Genomic DNA, 15,576 nt, shown 5'->3' on the forward strand with positions numbered 1-15,576 from the left:
TAATGAAGCGTATTCAGTTATAAATCAGATACTTCTGTCTTCGATCCAGACAATTATACGTTCTAATGGCTCATTTGTCAACAATCAATTTCTCCTGCTATCTGTCAAAGCATTACGTTAACCTTCATATAATTACCGGAATTTTGCTCAATGTCAGCAATCACTGCCGGAGTTTCTTCCATTGTAACGGTTTTGGTCAGTATTTTTCTTACATCTACCCTGCCCGTATGGATCAGATCAATGGCTTCTTCAAACTCATTGGCACTGGTACGGGCTCCTCGGATATCGATTTCTTTTCTGGTGATCATATCGGTAGGGAGCGGGGTCTCCTTTTTCGGCCATCCGGTAAGAGTAATCCGGCCTGCGTTTGCTGTAATGTCCAGAGCAGAACGAACTGCCGGGTTAGCGCCGGAACACTCCATAACAAGCTCTGCCATGCGTCCGTTTGTATATTCCAGTACCTTTTCTGTCAGATTTTCTTCTGCTGAATGAATCGTATATTTTACTCCAAGCTCTCTCGCAAAAGAAAGGCGCTCTTCTACAACGTCAATGACAATGGGCTCTGCCTCGTAAGCAAGAGCTGACATGGCTGCCAGAAGGCCTATGGGGCCGGCCCCTATGATAGCCACATGTTCGCCTTTCTTTAAGCCTCCTCTGTGTATTCCATGCAGGGCAATGGTAAGAGGCTCTGCCATAGGTGCGATATCCCAAGGCATATCTTTTGGAAGCTTCCACAGCATATCTGCCGGATGTACCATATAGTCGGACATTCCTCCCTCCACATGGACGCCAAGCACCTTTAAATCGGTACAGCAGTTGGTACGTCCAATCGAACAGGGATAACACTCTCCACAGAAGAGATAGGGATCTACGATCACATGGTCTCCTGCCTTGATTCCATTTTTGTTGTCCTCCGGAATGGATATTACCTCACCCACAACCTCATGGCCGATGATCCTTGGATAGGATACCAAAGGGTTGGTTCCCCGGAAAGCGCCTATATCACTTCCACAGATACCTGCTGCCCTTACTTTTATCAGAGCCTGCCCTTCCTTTGGCTCTGGTCTTTCAATGTCAATACATGCAACCTTCCACGGTTCTTCTAAATAGATAGCGCGCATAGTTCCTTTACCTCCATAAATTATGTCAACAACAACAAGCCATCAGCCACCCAGATAGGCTTTTTTGATTTCATCCGAATCCATCAAAGATTTGCTTTCTCCACAGGTAACCAGACTGCCCACCTCAAGTACATAGGTCCTGTCAGATATGGACATGGCCATAAATGCATTCTGCTCCACGATCGCAATCGGTATATTTCTCACCTTGTTCACGCGGACAATCACATCAAACATATCATCAACAATTACCGGAGCAAGGCCAAGGCTTGGCTCATCCAACATCAAAAGCTGGGGGTCTGACATCAGCCCTCTTGCGATGGCTAACATCTGCTGCTCGCCTCCTGACATAGAACCGGCTTTTTGCTTTGCCCGCTCCTTTAGCCTTGGAAAAATATCGTACTGTTCTTCTAAATGCCGTTCCATTTCCGTTTTTGACATCTTTACGGAATAAGCGCCCATTTCTAAGTTCTCCTGAACGGTCATATTGGGGAAAATTTCCCGTCCTTCCGGAATATAAACAATTTTTTTGCCTACCACCTTGTGGGGAGGAAGACCGCTTATTACCTGACCGTTGTATTCGATGGTACCCTTTTTGGGCTTATTGATTCCCATGATGGACTTCATCAGGGTAGTCTTTCCTGCCCCATTGGCCCCGATGATGGATACGATTTCTTTGTCACCTACTTCAATGGATACGTCAAACAGAGCCTGAACCTTGCCATAATATACGTCAATGCCATTTACCTTAAGCATGTGAAGCCCCCCTTGCCATATTCTGTTTATACCGGTCGCCCAAATACGCCTTTATTACCACCGGATCCTGCTGTATCTCTTCCGGTGTGCCTTCTGCAATTTTAGCGCCGAAGTTAATAACAGTGATGTAATTGCTGATATTCATGATAACATCCATATTGTGCTCAATGAGGAAAATATCAATGCCGGAATCAAATACCTTTAGCATAATGTTTACAAATTCCACACGCTCGGAAGGATTCAGCCCTGCGGCAGGTTCATCTAAGAACAACAGTCTGGGGTCTGACATGAGAGACCTGGCAAGCTCCGTAAGTTTCTGTTTCCCGTAAGGCATATTGGACGGATACTCTTCTGCCAGATCCTTTAATCCCATAAACTCCAGAATCTGATCCGCTTTTTCATTCATCAGCTTTTCTTCTCTGTAAGCGTTCTTAATATCAAACAGAAAGGGCACAAACCCTTGCTTCCGGTCTGTCATATTTCCCATCATTAAGTTTTCCTTTACCGTCATGGAACGGTATAATTTTAAATTCTGGAATGTCCGGCTGCAGTTGGTTCGGGCGATCTGATGAGCACTCATGCCACTTATTTTCGTATTCTCATGGTAGATCTCACCCTCCGTAAGCGGAAGAAGGCCGGTGATCATGTTGATAGCGGTTGACTTGCCTGCCCCGTTTGGACCGATCAGCGCATGAATGGTGCGTTCCTTCATATCCAGAGACAGATCATTTACTGCAACCAGCCCGGAAAAGCGTTTTGTTACATGATTTAAGGTTAAAATGGATTTTCCTTCTCTGTTATCTGCCATTTACCTGCTCTCCTTTCCCTGCTTTTGCCGTCCACTTCTTTCCCTTAAACAGAGAAACGATCCCATTTGGCATAAAGATGACAAACAGCAGAGTGATGATCGAAAATACAAGCCAGTAGTAATTTTCCATGAATCTTAAAAATTCCGGCACAAGAGTGACCAGAATGGCACCGAGGACATTGCCTGGCACAGAGCCTAATCCTCCGATTACCAGCATGACAACGTAATTAATGGAATACTCCAAATTATACGCACTGGGGTTGATGAAACCAACGTAATGGGCATAAAGACTTCCTGCCACTGTTGCATAGACGGCCGCAAGGGTAAACGCCAGAATCTTAATGGAGGCAATGTTGATTCCTCCTGCTTCCACAGCATCCGGATTATCCTTAACTGCCAGGAAGGCCCGTCCCCATTTGGAATTAACAATCCTGTATGCGTTGAAGATAAGAATTACCGCTATGATCAGGTAGAGATAATAAATCTCTTTATTGGTCTGGAATTTATGGCCCAATATGGAAAACGGAGGAATTCCCGTCACACCTAACGCGCCCCCTGTCAGACCTGTTAAATTCGTCATCAGAATACGGACGATTTCAGAAAATCCAATGGTAGTAAGGGCCAGATATACTCCGGATACCCTTAAGGAAGGATAGCCAAGACCCATTCCTATTAAAAGTCCCATGCCCACGGCCGCTATTAAGCAAATCCATGGATTGATCCCAAGTCTCGTAGCCAGCAGGGAAGACGTATATGCTCCCATAGAGAAAATACCGGCTGTTCCCAGATTCATCTGCCCGGTAAGACCGGTAATAAAATTAAGGCCCACTACAATAATGATATTAATCAGCACCTGGATCATCAGATTCAGATGATAGTTATTGGAAATAAACATGGGTAGGACCGCTGCCAGAGCTATCGCAGCTATTGCAATTAATACCGATGATTTATTTATTTTCATTGCTTTCCTCCTCGCTTATCTCTTATTTCCCAGAATTCCTGACGGCCTCACCAACAAGAAGATAATTAACAGTACAAATGACAGGCAGTCTTTATAAACCGACGGAATCAGCATACTTCCAAAAATTTCAACAAGTCCTAAAAGTATGCCGCCCACAATTGCTCCCGGAAGGTAGCCAAAACCACCGATAACACCGGAGGCAAAGCCTTTTAAACCGATCATGGAGGACATTTGAAGCTCCACATTGAAGATAGGAATTACCAGGATTCCGATGGTGGCGCAGACAATCGCTGATAAACCAATGGTAAAAGCGATGTTCATGGGAACATTGATTCCCATTAAGGAAGCCGCCGTTTTATTTTCCGATACACAGCGCATGGCTTTTCCTGTCTTGGTTGTTTTAAAGAAAATCTGCAGGCCGGCGGTAATCAGGGAACATACCACAATAATCACCAGATGGGCTTTTGAAACCACCACAGAACCGAAGTGAATAGATCCTCTTAAGAAATTGTCCAGAGTAAAGGGAAGCGGGCCCCAGATCAGACGGACCGATTCTATCATGATCCTTCCAAGAATGACCGTTCCGATAACGGCGAATAAATTGGTGGAAAGCTTGCTGAGCGGGTTAAAAATCACAAATGCGCTGACAATTCCAAACAAAAACATGGTAAGAACAGCAAAAAGAATTCCCAATACCGGCGGAAGCCCGAGACCTAACACATAGGTACCGGCAAACATATAAGCTCCAAATAAGATGAACTTATCATGGCTGAAATTCAATAATCCTGTTGCGTTCCAGATAAGAGTGTACTCAATACCTACCAGAGCATAGATAAAGCCCATGGCAATACCGGTAATGAGAAGCTGTACAAATACCTGCATATGTAGTACCTCCTCGTTATTAGCACCCGGCAGTTATAAGCCGCCGGGTGCCGTTCATTCACCTGCTAAAATCAGTCTAAGGATACCTGCTTGGTTACAGACATATTCTTTTCCCCGTCAAACTCCAGAATATAAAGGTTGGTATTCATCTCTCCCTGCTCGGAGCAATTAAGTTTGCCGAATACCGCATTAAAATCCATTGTTTCAGAAAGAGCCTTCCGGATATCTTCCGGTTTATCGGAGCCGGCCCGTTCAATGGCATCGGCCGTTAAGTAAGCTGCCGTATAATACATAGCTGCATAACGTTCCACATCTGCTCCCCAGCGTGCCTTAAAATCATCCAGGAATTTCTTCATGGTATCATTGGTCTGGTCAGCATAGAAATCCGTAGATGCATAAGTCCCTTCCAGCTGTTTTGCGTCGCATAAATCATAGGTCTGGGACTGGGCCAGGGCATTGGGTCCAACGTGAGGCAGATCTCCCATACCAAGCTCGTCCAGCTGGCGTACAACCAAAGCCGCTTCAGCGTCATGGGTAAAGTCAAAGATAACATCCGGTCCCCAGCCCTTTAGCTTGGAAAGCTGTGAAGTCAGGTCCTTATCTCCTGTTGTAAAGCCTTCTGAGTAATACTCAATTCCATTCTTTTCACAATACTGTTTTGTAGCATTGTCGGCTGCAACACCGTAATCATCCGTATCATAGAGAGCTCCTACTTTTCCTGCACTAAACTGTTCCTTGGCAAACTCCACCATAGCCGGTCCAACAGCCCCATCCGAAACAGATATACGGAAAAAGTATGGATTCTGTGCATCTAAAAGCTTCGGTGAGGTAGCTGCGCTGATAAAAGGAACTGCTGCCTTCCGATACAATTCCTGAGTTGCAGATGCCATCGGTGATGTATGAGGACCAATGGCCACCGAAACATTCTCTCCCAGGATCTTATTGACTGCATTCACCGCGCCTGTGGGAGTACCTGTATCATCAACCAGAACCATCTCCAAAGGTCTTCCACCCAGCACTCCTCCTTTGGCATTGATTTCTTCAAAAGCCATAGTTACAGCCTGCTTCATACGAAGCCCTCCCGCTGCCATGGGGCCTGTTACCATGTTGGAAACTCCCACCTTGATCGGCTTACCGGTTGCTGTTGACTGGGCTCCTGCCTGAGTTTCTCCTGCAGCGGAAGCTTTGGCCGCTCCTGACGGACTGCTTTTGCAGGCAGCCAGAGATGAGACGGTCAAACCGACCGCCATTGCCATGCATAAAACTTTTTTCATCCTTCTCATGTAGTAATCCTCCTCTTGCGCATTCTGAATATAATTGAATTGATTTAAAAATATATTAGTCGCTATGTAATATATTTTTATGGCGTTAGTATACTATAGCAGTAAATGAAAAGCAATAATAGATATTTATTTAACAAGGATTTTGTTTCTTTTATCCATTAAAAACATATAAATTTTATGCATTTTGACCAAAATAATCGTTTTCTATGTAATAAACGTCTATTTTTTTATTTATATTTATTATTTTCATCCATGGTAAAAACATTGTTTGTACCGTATACTGTATCTATTGTGCCATTTTTCTTCAAAGTAATATATTGATTTTAATTTAAAATACCATGTCCGAATTTCACCGTGACATCGCCGTAACCCAAAGGAGCGCAGAAATGACGAAAAAATTTACTCAAAACCCGGGAGAATCCGCACGCGAATATGCTCTTCGGTTTCTTCTGGATCAGATCATCAACCTGGATTTCACGCCAGGACAAAAAATCTCTGATATAGAAATTTCAAAAGAATTAAACATCAGCCGGACTCCGGTCAGAGAAGCAATTCTTTCTCTGACCAATGGTCATTTGATCGAAAGCTATCCTCAAAAAGGAATTTTCATTTCTTTGATTGATTGTAATATTGTGGAACAGGTTTGTACCATGAGGAAAATGATAGAGGGGCCGCTGGCAGAAATGAGCTGCGATTTTATCACCCAGGAGCACTTAGATAATTTATACGATTATATAACGCTCCAAAAGGATTATGCGTCCAATGGACCTAGGGAGAATTTTGAGAAATTTTTGACTCTGGATATTGCTTTTCATAAAGAATTTTACGATATATGCGGAATGTCCTTTATCTATAATACCATGCAGACCATTATGCCCCATTTTGACAGGCAGCGAAAGCTGAGTTACCAGATCAATGTGTCAGACCGTGTTATCAGCGATCACTCCGCCATCTGCAAAGCCATCGAGGAAAAGGATAAGAAAAAAGCTTCCGAAGCCATGATCCGGCACATATCCACCGCACTGGCAGATCAGACCATACTAAAGAAAGAATTTGCTGATTATTTCATTGAATAGATAATTCCACATTTTTACACTACAAGCAGCCGTAAAACAATTCTGTTTTACGGCTGCTGTAATATTGCCTGATTTTCTATTATTTCAGCAATTCACCGGCAGGCACAGATTTTGTTACAATGACATCTGCATCATATCCAAGAACATTTTTCACGATAACCGTACCGGCGGTAACAGGTGCCGTCAGGCTGCACTTCTTTATCTCTTCCATAGCATCAAAGATCCTGTCTTTTGGGATCGGTTTTGTCAGGCGTACGCTGGCTAACGGCAGAATTCCTCCTTTTACCAGAACTGAGGTCGCAATGTTGCGGCGGGGATCAATCAGTTCCTGCCTCACATAAGTCTCCCCTCTGGGGCAGAGAGCGCCATCTATGGATCGTATCACGCTGACTCCGCTTTCTATTTCTATGTCTGCGCTTATCCCGCATCCATTTGGACAGATAATACAGGTAAATTCCCTCATCATTCCACGCTCACCTCCAAATTTAAACCGGATACCAGCTTTTCATGAGAGATGCAAAAGCGGATCATTTCTGCCGGTATGGCCTTTTTCATCTTTTTAACAGCCACTTCTCTTCCATCCTGACGCACAACAATGCGGCAGTCCTTCATCGGTTTTTTTACCCTTAAGGACAATGTGAATTCTGTCGTTCCGCTGACTCTCTGAGGCACCGTATATCCGATGCTGCAATCCGTTTTAATCGAAATAGCAGCCGGATTTAAGCTCCCTTTTTCTACGTATTCCACCACCGAACCGGCCAGATTCTCCGCCTCCATGGATACAAAATCAACCAGATCATGAACATGGAGGACATTTCCTGCCGCAAAGATCCCTTCTGTGCCAGTCTGGAAATATTCGTCTACCAAGGCCCCCTTAGTCCGTTCATCCAGGATAACTCCCGCATCCAGGGACAATTCATTTTCCGGAATCAGGCCTACGGAAAGGATGAGCGTGTCACATTGATATTCTTTTTCTGTCCCCGGAATGGGCTTTAAATTCTCATCCACTTCAGAGACAGTAACTCCGGTAAGCCTGGTATTTCCATGAATTGCGGTTATGCCATGACTTAGATACAAAGGGATGCCGTAATCTCCCAGACACTGCTCCACATTCCGGGGCAGGCCGCTGGGATAAGGCTGGATTTCAAATACAGCCTTTACATGAGCCCCTTCCAGAGTAAGCCTGCGCGCCATGATCATGCCGATATCTCCCGAGCCCAGGATTACCACTTCCCTGGCAGGCATGGTATTAAACAGATTCATATAAGCCTGGGCAACGCCTGCTGTAAATACGCCTGCAGGCCGCTCTCCCGGAAGCCCTATGGCTCCCCTCGTGCGCTCACGGCAGCCCATGGTCAGTATTACCGCCTTTGCCTGCCACATTCTCATGCCTACCCTGGAAACCGCCGTCACTTGTCTTTCGCTGGTCACCTCTGTCACAGTTGCATCCGTTATGTAAGGAATATTCAGTTCTTCTATTGTGTCAATGAAACGCTGTGCATATTCAGGGCCGCTTAAGGCAGTCTGAAAGCGTGTCAGTCCAAACCCGTCGTGAATGCATTGGCGCAGGATGCCTCCCAACTGCTTTTCCCGCTCAATGATCAGCAATTTATGAATTCCCCGGCGGTGAAGTTCTGCTGCTGCTGCCAGTCCCGCAGGTCCTCCGCCTATAATAACTACATCCACATGTTCTGCCTGAATCCCATTTTGTTGTGCATTCATGACTCCACCTCCTGCCTTACTTTGCCATAGAACATATAAGAGCCTTTTCTGGCATATTGGATTTGATCTTCTTTCTTTCCCAGTTCCTGCTCCATCAACTGCGCGATGCGCATCTGGCAGTAACCGCCCTGGCAGCGCCCCATCATAGAACGGGTTCTGTATTTAATTCCAGTCAGGGTGTCAACTCCAAGAGGGTTGTGGATTGCCTGGAGGATTTCCGCTTTTGTTACCTTTTCGCAGCGGCAGATCACTTCTCCGTAATCGGGGTTTTCCAGAATTTTTAAGTTCTGCTCATCTTTTGAAAGCTCAGCAAACCGCACCACACCTTTGCGAACGGGTTGAAAGGAGGGATTAAGGGTAAGCTTTTCCCTTTCCGCCATGAGACCGACTGCATAGAGGGCAATGGGTACAGCAGCAGTCAGCCCGGGGGATTCTATACCCACCAGGTTAATGGCCCTCGGCGCTTTTGAATCTTGCACCTCAATTTTAAAATCCTGGATTGCTCCATGCTCATCTACCCATTTGGGAAGGATTCCGGAATAGTTGCGGATATAATCCTGCTTATGGATACAGGGCCATAAGTCAGATGCACTTCTTGCTAAATAGTCCATATTTTCCTGGGATACGCCATAATATGTAAAGTTCTCTGTCAGATCCGCATTGGGCCCGACGATAACATTGCCATCGGTGGTATTGGTCACATGGATCCCCATATACGTATTGCTTGGAACCGGGTATACCGGCATCGGGAGCAAAGGGCCGGTCCTCTTATCCAGGATGATGTAATCTCCCTTGGAACCTATGATCTTATACCCGCTGATCCCCAGCAGCTCCGATATTTTCCCGCAGCCCAGACCGGCGCTGTTCACTATCCAGCGGCTGTAAAATGTTCCGCCGGACGTGGTAATCATATAATTGCAATCTGAATCTCTTTCAATGGCTGTCACCTCACGGTCAAAGAAAAAATCCACACCATTGTCCGAGGCATTTTCAGCCAGGGCAATGGTATAGCCGAAAGGATCTACAATCCCGCTTTCCGCGGAATACATGGCAAATTCTCCTACAACGGCAGGTACCAGTTCATGGAGCCGCTCTTTTCCGATCAGCTCCAATCCTTTTACCCCATTGGCCCTTCCCTGCTTCATGGTCCGATCCAGTGTTTCCTGATCCTCTGGTGTATTTCCTACCAGAACCTTTCCGCAGCGGTAAAAAGGAAAATCCAGTTCTTCTGAAAGTCGTCCCATGATTTGATTTCCTTCCACGCATAGTTTTGCTTTCAGGGAACCGGTGTCATATGCGAATCCTCCATGGACCACTCCGGAGTTTCGTCCGCTCGTTTCACAGCATACATCCAGATTCTTTTCCAAAACGCCTATTTTTAAGCGGTATCTGGACATTTCCCTCGCAATTGCGCTTCCAATGACACCGCCTCCGATAATAAGTACATCATATAATTGTTTCAATTTTTTAACCTCCAGGAAAAAAATGACCACTATAGGGCGAATACTCATCCCATGAATATGTTCTATTTTTATCATATTTCATGGGATAAGTCAAGAAAAATTGAGAAAAGAGGCATATATTCATCCCATGAATATATGCCTCTTTTCTCAATGCACGCGTTCTGACCTTCGTTTCCCTTTTCCTGCCTGAGTCTTAAATCAGTTTCATTCCCGGTCTTCTTCTTTATAGCGGTTATCGTTGTACATTAAATGGAAATACATTGCCTGCTGTGCCTCCACAGGTTTCCGGTCCTTAATCGCCTCATAAATCCTGCGATGAGACAATAGCGTCTGGGCATATTCGGTCTCCCGGACCGAACCGGCAAAGACCCGGACCCCATCCGTAATGACAGGTACCAGATTTGCCATGACCAGATTATGGCTGCAGTTGGCAATCTGGGCATGGAACTGGGAATCCTTTTCCGAATAATCCTCCAGGTTTTTCATCCTTTTTTCTAATTCCAAAAGTATCTGCTCCAGGGAAAGGATGTCCTCCCCAGTCGCGTTCTGGGCAGCCAGGGCTGCAATAGGAGGCTCCAGCATAACCCGGATCTGGATTAGATCCTCTGTCAGCTTTCTTCTGTCTTCAATCATGGTAAATCCCAGAGGATCATCGGCCACGCCATTTTTATCCGACAGAAAGGTCCCTGATCCCTGACGAATGGTAACAATGTTCCGGGACATCAGGATTCTTAACGCCTCACGGACCGTATTACGCCCTACCCCCAGAACTTCAGAAAGTTCCGTCTCGGTAGGCAGCTTGTCTCCTGCGGTATATCCTTCCACCTGTATTATCTGCAGCAATTTTTGGGCGGCAATTTCTGCCAGTGTCTGCTTTTCCATGATATCCTCCTCCCTTGATCTGGTAACTGCTTAAAAATTTGTTATAAGAAAGAGTCTGGCTTGCCAGACTCCAGCGCTGACGCACTGTCACTTCAGTGACTAATTTCCCTGGCGCGTCATGCGGATCCTGCCCGGAGAACTTTCCTGTTAAATAAAAAAACAGACAGCAGACGGATATCGGCCTATCTGCTGTCTGCCACAAGGCATAGCTGTTTTATTCTGCTTCTTTTTCTTCTTTCTTATCTTCTGCCTTTGCAGCCAGATCTCCCGGCTTCATGCTTAAGTTGATTCTGCCCATCTTATCGACTTCCATCACCTTAACGGTCACTTCGTCACCGATGTTGACAACATCTTCAACCTTTGCCACCCTCTTATCAGACAGCTTGGAAATGTGAACCATGCCATCCTTGTTGGGAGCCAGTTCAACGAAAGCACCAAAGTTCATGATTCTGACAACCTTGCCTGTGAAAATCTGTCCTGCCTGGATTTCCGTAACAATGCTCTTAATGATCTGGATCGCACGGTCGATCATGGTCTGATCGGTTCCGCATACGGATACATTTCCGTCATCGTTAATGTCGATCTTTACGCCGGTTTCTTCAATGATCTTATTGATCACCTTCCCCTGCTTTCCGACCACATCACCGATCTTCTGAGGATCAATGGAAATCTGGTCGATCTTCGGAGCATACTTGCCTACTTCCTTACGCGGCTCTGCAATGGCTTTTGCCATAACCTCATCAAGAATGTAAAGCCTTGCCTCTCTGGTGGTGCGGATGGCTTCCTCAATGATCGGTCTTGTAAGGCCGTGGATCTTAATATCCATCTGGATCGCAGTGATACCCTTGTGGGTGCCGCCTACCTTAAAGTCCATATCGCCGAAGAAATCTTCCAGTCCCTGGATATCGGTCAGGACAATATAATCGTCATCGGAATCTCCGGTAACCAGACCGCAGGAAATACCTGCAACAGCCGCTTTAAGAGGAACACCTGCCGCCATTAAGGACATGGAGGAGGAACAGATGCTTGCCTGGGAGGTAGATCCATTGGATTCCATGGTCTCGGAAACGGTACGGATCGCATATGGGAATTCTTCCTCAGACGGAAGAACCGGAATCAATGCTCTCTCTGCCAGGGCACCATGGCCGATCTCCCGGCGTCCCGGTCCTCTGGAAGGCCTTGTCTCTCCTACGGAGAAGGACGGGAAATTGTAGTGGTGCATATATCTCTTGGAAGTTTCTAAATCATCAATACCGTCTAATCTCTGGCTTTCTGATAATGGCGCCAGGGTACAAATATTTAAAATCTGGGTCTGGCCGCGGGTGAACATGGCGGAACCATGTACTCTTGGGAGCATATCGATCTCTGCTGCCAGATGACGGATCTGGTCCATGGCACGGCCATCAGGACGCTTATGGTCTTTTAAGATCATCTTACGGACAGTCTTTTTCTGGTACTGGTAAATGGCTTCTCCCAGCACTGACAGCCATTCTTCCTTTTCAGCAAAAGCTTCTTCCAGTTTTGCGGTGATCTTACGGATGTTTTCTTCTCTTATCTGCTTTTCATCGGTAAATACAGCAACTTCCATCTCTTCCGGAGTCACGATTTCCTTGATGGCAGCAAATAACTCTTCCGGTACTGCGCAGCTGGTGTACTGGTGCTTCGGCCTTCCGTACTCCGCTACAATGGTATCGATGAATTTGATGATTTCCTGGTTTACTTCATGAGCCTTGAAAATGGCCTCGATCATCTTATCTTCCGGCACCTCATTGGCTCCGGCCTCGATCATGATGACTTTTTCTCTTGTAGATGCAACCGTAAGCGCCATGTCGGAAACCTGCTTCTGAGCCTGGGTCGGATTGATGACAAGTTCTCCGTCTACAAGTCCCACCTGGGTGGAAGCACAGGGTCCGTCAAAGGGAATATCGGAAATGCAGGTGGCAATGGCCGAGCCTAACATGGCTGTCAGCTCCGGACTGCAGTCCTGGTCTACGGACATAACGATGTTATCTAAGGTCACATCGTTGCGGTAATCTTTTGGAAACAGGGGTCTCATGGGACGGTCAATGACACGGGAGGTCAAAATTGCATTCTCAGATGCTTTTCCCTCTCTTTTATTGAAACCTCCGGGGATCTTTCCTACGGCGTATAATTTTTCTTCATATTCTACGCTCAGTGGGAAGAAATCGATTCCATCTCTTGGTTTGTCAGAAGCAGTCGCGGTAGCTAATACTACGGTATCGCCATAGTGCATGAACACCGCGCCGCTTGCCTGCTTTGCTACTCTGCCGACATCAACGGTTAATGTTCTGCCGGCCAGTTCCATACTAAAACTCTTGTACATACTGGTATCTCCTTTTACTGGATATTTAATTTATATTAACAGTAGAAGACGCCGAAACTACTGATCTGCGCGCAAAAAAATGAGTTTGCTTGTGCAGCCCGCTGGGGGGGGCATAAGCAGATTCTGCCTTTGGCAGAATACGCAGCCGCAAATTCGGGACTTTTAGTCCCTCATTCGCGGTTGCTCGCCAAGAGACCGGAAGGGGGCGCGGATATGCCAGCATATCCGCGCCCCCTTCCCGCCTCTTTGCTCTGCTTATTACGCGCACATCAGCGGTCTCGGGGAATGCTTCTACTTTTAATATTCTTTTCCTAATAGACAGATAGGGTGGAGATGTCCTCCACCCTAAATGGTTTATTATTTTCTGATTCCTAACTTCTCGATCAATGAACGATAGCTTTCTACGTCTGTCTTCTTTAAGTAATCAAGAAGACCTCTTCTCTGTCCAACCATCATCAGAAGTCCTCTTCTGGAATGATGATCTTTTGGGTTCTTCTGAAGATGATCGGTTAATTCTGTGATTCTTTCTGTCAGAATTGCGATCTGTACTTCTGGTGAACCTGTGTCGCCGGCTTTTCTGCCATGTTCAGCGATAATAGCTGCTTTCTTTTCCTTTGAAATCATGTTGATTTCCTCCTTTAGTCTTAAAGTCTCACCTCATACCAAGTATTGGTTGGAGTATCCGAAATACCAAGTATCGGCGCGTATTTGTACTGATACAGTTTACCACAGGGCAATATGGTTGTCAATTATTTCTAATAAATAACAACCGGCGAATTTATAATTAAAGCATCTGTATATAATATTCCTCTGATCGTTGTATTATAATCACGATGCAAACCCTTCCCTCAATAAATATTTCCCATTTTTTCCATATAAATTCCAAAATCCGTTTTTTTCATTTTCTTTAACAGCATTTTCCTGATTTCTGCCATATCTGCCTTTACAAGCTTCTTCTCTTTCACCACACATTCCCCTGCAACGTATACAGCCTCCACATTGGATGGATTAGCGCTGTAAACAAGGGCCGAATAGGGATTGTAAACCGGAAACATGTTAACGGAACGGGTTTCAACTAAAACTAAATCCGCCTGCTTTCCAGGTTCTAAGGAACCTGTATGGTCATAAAGCCCCAGGGCCTTTGTTCCCTGATCCGTAGCCATTGACACAATGGTTTCCGCCGGAAATGCACTCCGGTCCCTGGTTTCATTTTTATGAAAATCGGCACAAAGCTTCATTTGCGTAAAAATATCCAGAGTGTTTCCGCTGGCAGGGCCATCCGTTCCAAGGCCTACCGGAATTCCCATCCGAAGCATGGAGCTTACCGGTGCTACTCCCTTTGCCGCCTTTGTATTGGAGCCGATGCAGTGAGCCACCCTTGCTCCCCGTTCCTTTAATAGCAAAAGGTCCTCTTCCTTCATATGGATGCAATGGGCTGCCAGAGTCTCTTTTCCCAATACCCCGATGCTGTCCAAATACTGAACCGGGGACATGCCGTATTCCTTCTGGAAATAATCCATTTCATAATCCATTTCCGCCGTATGTAAAGTAAAAGGAACCTTTAAGGACGAATCCAGACGGTAGGCTTCCATAAGCAGCTTTTCCCCGCAGGTGCTGGTTCCATGAGGAGCAATGCAGGCTGATATTCTGGGATGAGACTGATACTTTTTTATCAATTTTTCCCCATAAGCCAATGCCTGATAAGGATTGTCAAAATCACAGGCACCTTCTTCCATCACTGTCTGCCCTGCAATCCCTCTCATTCCCATCTCATCCATAGCCTTTGCAGCTTCTTCCTCAAAGTAATACATATCAAGGGCTGTGGTCACGCCGCCAAGAAGCATCTCCCCTGCCGCGTAACGGGAAGACAGGTAAACAAGTTCTTCATCCATGGCCTTCTGCTCCATTGGAAGCAAAAATACCCGGAGCCGGTCCTTGCAGTCATCCCCAAGTCCGCGGAAAGGGATCATCCCCATATGAGTGTGGAGATTCACCATTCCCGGCATCAATATGCCGTTCTTACCGTCCACTGTCACCGCATCCAAGGACCAGGCTTTTTCCGGTAAATCCTTCATAGCTCCCACTGCTGTAATGATATCGTTTTCAAATATCAAAAAACCGGGATCGTGGATTTCCCTCTGTTCATTCATTGTTACCACAGTTACATTTATGATTATCGTTCTCACATTTATCAACCTTTTCCTTATTATTGCCCGTGTATCTTGGGCATAAAGGGATACCCGACGGGTGTTTCCTTATTACTGCCCATGGTTTGGGGCAC

At 45.8% G+C, this 15,576-nt stretch carries 14 protein-coding genes; 1 reads left to right on the top strand and 13 read right to left on the bottom strand.

Annotated features, from left to right (window positions below; translation table 11 throughout):
* Positions 1 to 104: 104 nt before the first annotated feature.
* The 6 genes from AC27IJ_RS02385 to AC27IJ_RS02410 form a co-directional block, all read right to left on the bottom strand.
* A complete protein-coding gene (locus tag AC27IJ_RS02385; protein ID WP_312446417.1) occupies positions 105 to 1,121 on the bottom strand; it encodes a zinc-dependent alcohol dehydrogenase in 1,017 nt (338 codons plus the stop codon).
* 42 nt (positions 1,122 to 1,163) lie between these two features.
* The gene (locus AC27IJ_RS02390) at positions 1,164 to 1,874 is read right to left on the bottom strand and encodes an ABC transporter ATP-binding protein (protein WP_312446416.1); all 711 of its coding nucleotides are present in this window, start codon (positions 1,872 to 1,874) and stop codon (positions 1,164 to 1,166) included.
* Positions 1,867 to 2,682 (bottom strand): ABC transporter ATP-binding protein, encoded by an 816-nt coding sequence (locus AC27IJ_RS02395; RefSeq protein WP_312446414.1) that lies wholly within the window; start codon positions 2,680 to 2,682, stop codon positions 1,867 to 1,869. Before AC27IJ_RS02395 ends, AC27IJ_RS02390 begins: the two co-directional genes overlap by 8 nt.
* Positions 2,672 to 3,643, bottom strand: a complete 972-nt coding sequence (locus AC27IJ_RS02400) for a branched-chain amino acid ABC transporter permease (protein ID WP_312446412.1) — start codon at positions 3,641 to 3,643, stop codon at positions 2,672 to 2,674. The genes AC27IJ_RS02395 and AC27IJ_RS02400 overlap by 11 nt, the downstream gene beginning before the upstream one ends.
* Before the next feature lie 15 nt (positions 3,644 to 3,658).
* Positions 3,659 to 4,525, bottom strand: coding sequence for a branched-chain amino acid ABC transporter permease (locus AC27IJ_RS02405; RefSeq protein WP_312446410.1), 867 nt, complete (start codon positions 4,523 to 4,525; stop codon positions 3,659 to 3,661).
* Positions 4,526 to 4,596: 71 nt separating this feature from the next.
* Positions 4,597 to 5,808 (bottom strand): ABC transporter substrate-binding protein, encoded by a 1,212-nt coding sequence (locus tag AC27IJ_RS02410; RefSeq protein WP_487147326.1) that lies wholly within the window; start codon positions 5,806 to 5,808, stop codon positions 4,597 to 4,599.
* 386 nt (positions 5,809 to 6,194) lie between these two features.
* Here AC27IJ_RS02410 and AC27IJ_RS02415 point away from each other — a divergent pair, with 386 nt between their 5' ends.
* On the top strand, positions 6,195 to 6,884 hold the full coding sequence (locus AC27IJ_RS02415; protein ID WP_312446407.1) for a GntR family transcriptional regulator: 690 nt from the start codon (positions 6,195 to 6,197) through the stop codon (positions 6,882 to 6,884).
* Positions 6,885 to 6,963: 79 nt separating this feature from the next.
* Here AC27IJ_RS02415 and AC27IJ_RS02420 read toward each other — a convergent pair whose 3' ends face one another.
* The 7 genes from AC27IJ_RS02420 to AC27IJ_RS02450 all read right to left on the bottom strand — a co-directional run bounded on the left by AC27IJ_RS02420 (position 6,964) and on the right by AC27IJ_RS02450 (position 15,481).
* Positions 6,964 to 7,350 carry a DUF1667 domain-containing protein gene (locus AC27IJ_RS02420; protein ID WP_312446405.1) on the bottom strand — a complete coding sequence of 129 codons (387 nt, stop codon included), beginning with the start codon at positions 7,348 to 7,350 and terminating at the stop codon, positions 6,964 to 6,966.
* Positions 7,347 to 8,606: an NAD(P)/FAD-dependent oxidoreductase gene (locus tag AC27IJ_RS02425; RefSeq protein ID WP_487147327.1), complete on the bottom strand. Its 1,260-nt coding sequence runs from the start codon at positions 8,604 to 8,606 to the stop codon at positions 7,347 to 7,349. The genes AC27IJ_RS02420 and AC27IJ_RS02425 overlap by 4 nt, the downstream gene beginning before the upstream one ends.
* The gene (locus AC27IJ_RS02430) at positions 8,603 to 10,069 is read right to left on the bottom strand and encodes an NAD(P)/FAD-dependent oxidoreductase (protein WP_487147328.1); all 1,467 of its coding nucleotides are present in this window, start codon (positions 10,067 to 10,069) and stop codon (positions 8,603 to 8,605) included. Before AC27IJ_RS02430 ends, AC27IJ_RS02425 begins: the two co-directional genes overlap by 4 nt.
* A gap of 204 nt (positions 10,070 to 10,273) precedes the next feature.
* Positions 10,274 to 10,951 (bottom strand): FadR/GntR family transcriptional regulator, encoded by a 678-nt coding sequence (locus tag AC27IJ_RS02435; RefSeq protein WP_312446400.1) that lies wholly within the window; start codon positions 10,949 to 10,951, stop codon positions 10,274 to 10,276.
* 214 nt (positions 10,952 to 11,165) lie between these two features.
* Positions 11,166 to 13,295, bottom strand: coding sequence for a polyribonucleotide nucleotidyltransferase (locus tag AC27IJ_RS02440; protein ID WP_312446398.1), 2,130 nt, complete (start codon positions 13,293 to 13,295; stop codon positions 11,166 to 11,168).
* A gap of 357 nt (positions 13,296 to 13,652) precedes the next feature.
* Positions 13,653 to 13,919, bottom strand: coding sequence for a 30S ribosomal protein S15 (gene rpsO, locus AC27IJ_RS02445; protein WP_312446395.1), 267 nt, complete (start codon positions 13,917 to 13,919; stop codon positions 13,653 to 13,655).
* Positions 13,920 to 14,143: 224 nt separating this feature from the next.
* Positions 14,144 to 15,481: an amidohydrolase gene (locus AC27IJ_RS02450; protein WP_312446392.1), complete on the bottom strand. Its 1,338-nt coding sequence runs from the start codon at positions 15,479 to 15,481 to the stop codon at positions 14,144 to 14,146.
* Positions 15,482 to 15,576 lie beyond the last annotated feature (95 nt).

It is taken from the genome of Lacrimispora sp. YZC11, from assembly GCF_057543815.1.

Bases quoted from the DNA above. Each gene is read 5' to 3' on its own strand.
- AC27IJ_RS02385 (WP_312446417.1), bottom strand. From the start codon at position 1,121: ATGCGCGCTATCTATTTAGAAGAACCGTGGAAGGTTGCATGTATTGAC.
- AC27IJ_RS02390 (WP_312446416.1), bottom strand. From the start codon at position 1,874: ATGCTTAAGGTAAATGGCATTGACGTATATTATGGCAAGGTTCAGGCT.
- AC27IJ_RS02395 (WP_312446414.1), bottom strand. From the start codon at position 2,682: ATGGCAGATAACAGAGAAGGAAAATCCATTTTAACCTTAAATCATGTA.
- AC27IJ_RS02400 (WP_312446412.1), bottom strand. From the start codon at position 3,643: ATGAAAATAAATAAATCATCGGTATTAATTGCAATAGCTGCGATAGCT.
- AC27IJ_RS02405 (WP_312446410.1), bottom strand. From the start codon at position 4,525: ATGCAGGTATTTGTACAGCTTCTCATTACCGGTATTGCCATGGGCTTT.
- AC27IJ_RS02410 (WP_487147326.1), bottom strand. From the start codon at position 5,808: ATGAGAAGGATGAAAAAAGTTTTATGCATGGCAATGGCGGTCGGTTTG.
- AC27IJ_RS02415 (WP_312446407.1), top strand. From the start codon at position 6,195: ATGACGAAAAAATTTACTCAAAACCCGGGAGAATCCGCACGCGAATAT.
- AC27IJ_RS02420 (WP_312446405.1), bottom strand. From the start codon at position 7,350: ATGATGAGGGAATTTACCTGTATTATCTGTCCAAATGGATGCGGGATA.
- AC27IJ_RS02425 (WP_487147327.1), bottom strand. From the start codon at position 8,606: ATGAATGCACAACAAAATGGGATTCAGGCAGAACATGTGGATGTAGTT.
- AC27IJ_RS02435 (WP_312446400.1), bottom strand. From the start codon at position 10,951: ATGGAAAAGCAGACACTGGCAGAAATTGCCGCCCAAAAATTGCTGCAG.
- AC27IJ_RS02440 (WP_312446398.1), bottom strand. From the start codon at position 13,295: ATGTACAAGAGTTTTAGTATGGAACTGGCCGGCAGAACATTAACCGTT.
- rpsO (WP_312446395.1), bottom strand. From the start codon at position 13,919: ATGATTTCAAAGGAAAAGAAAGCAGCTATTATCGCTGAACATGGCAGA.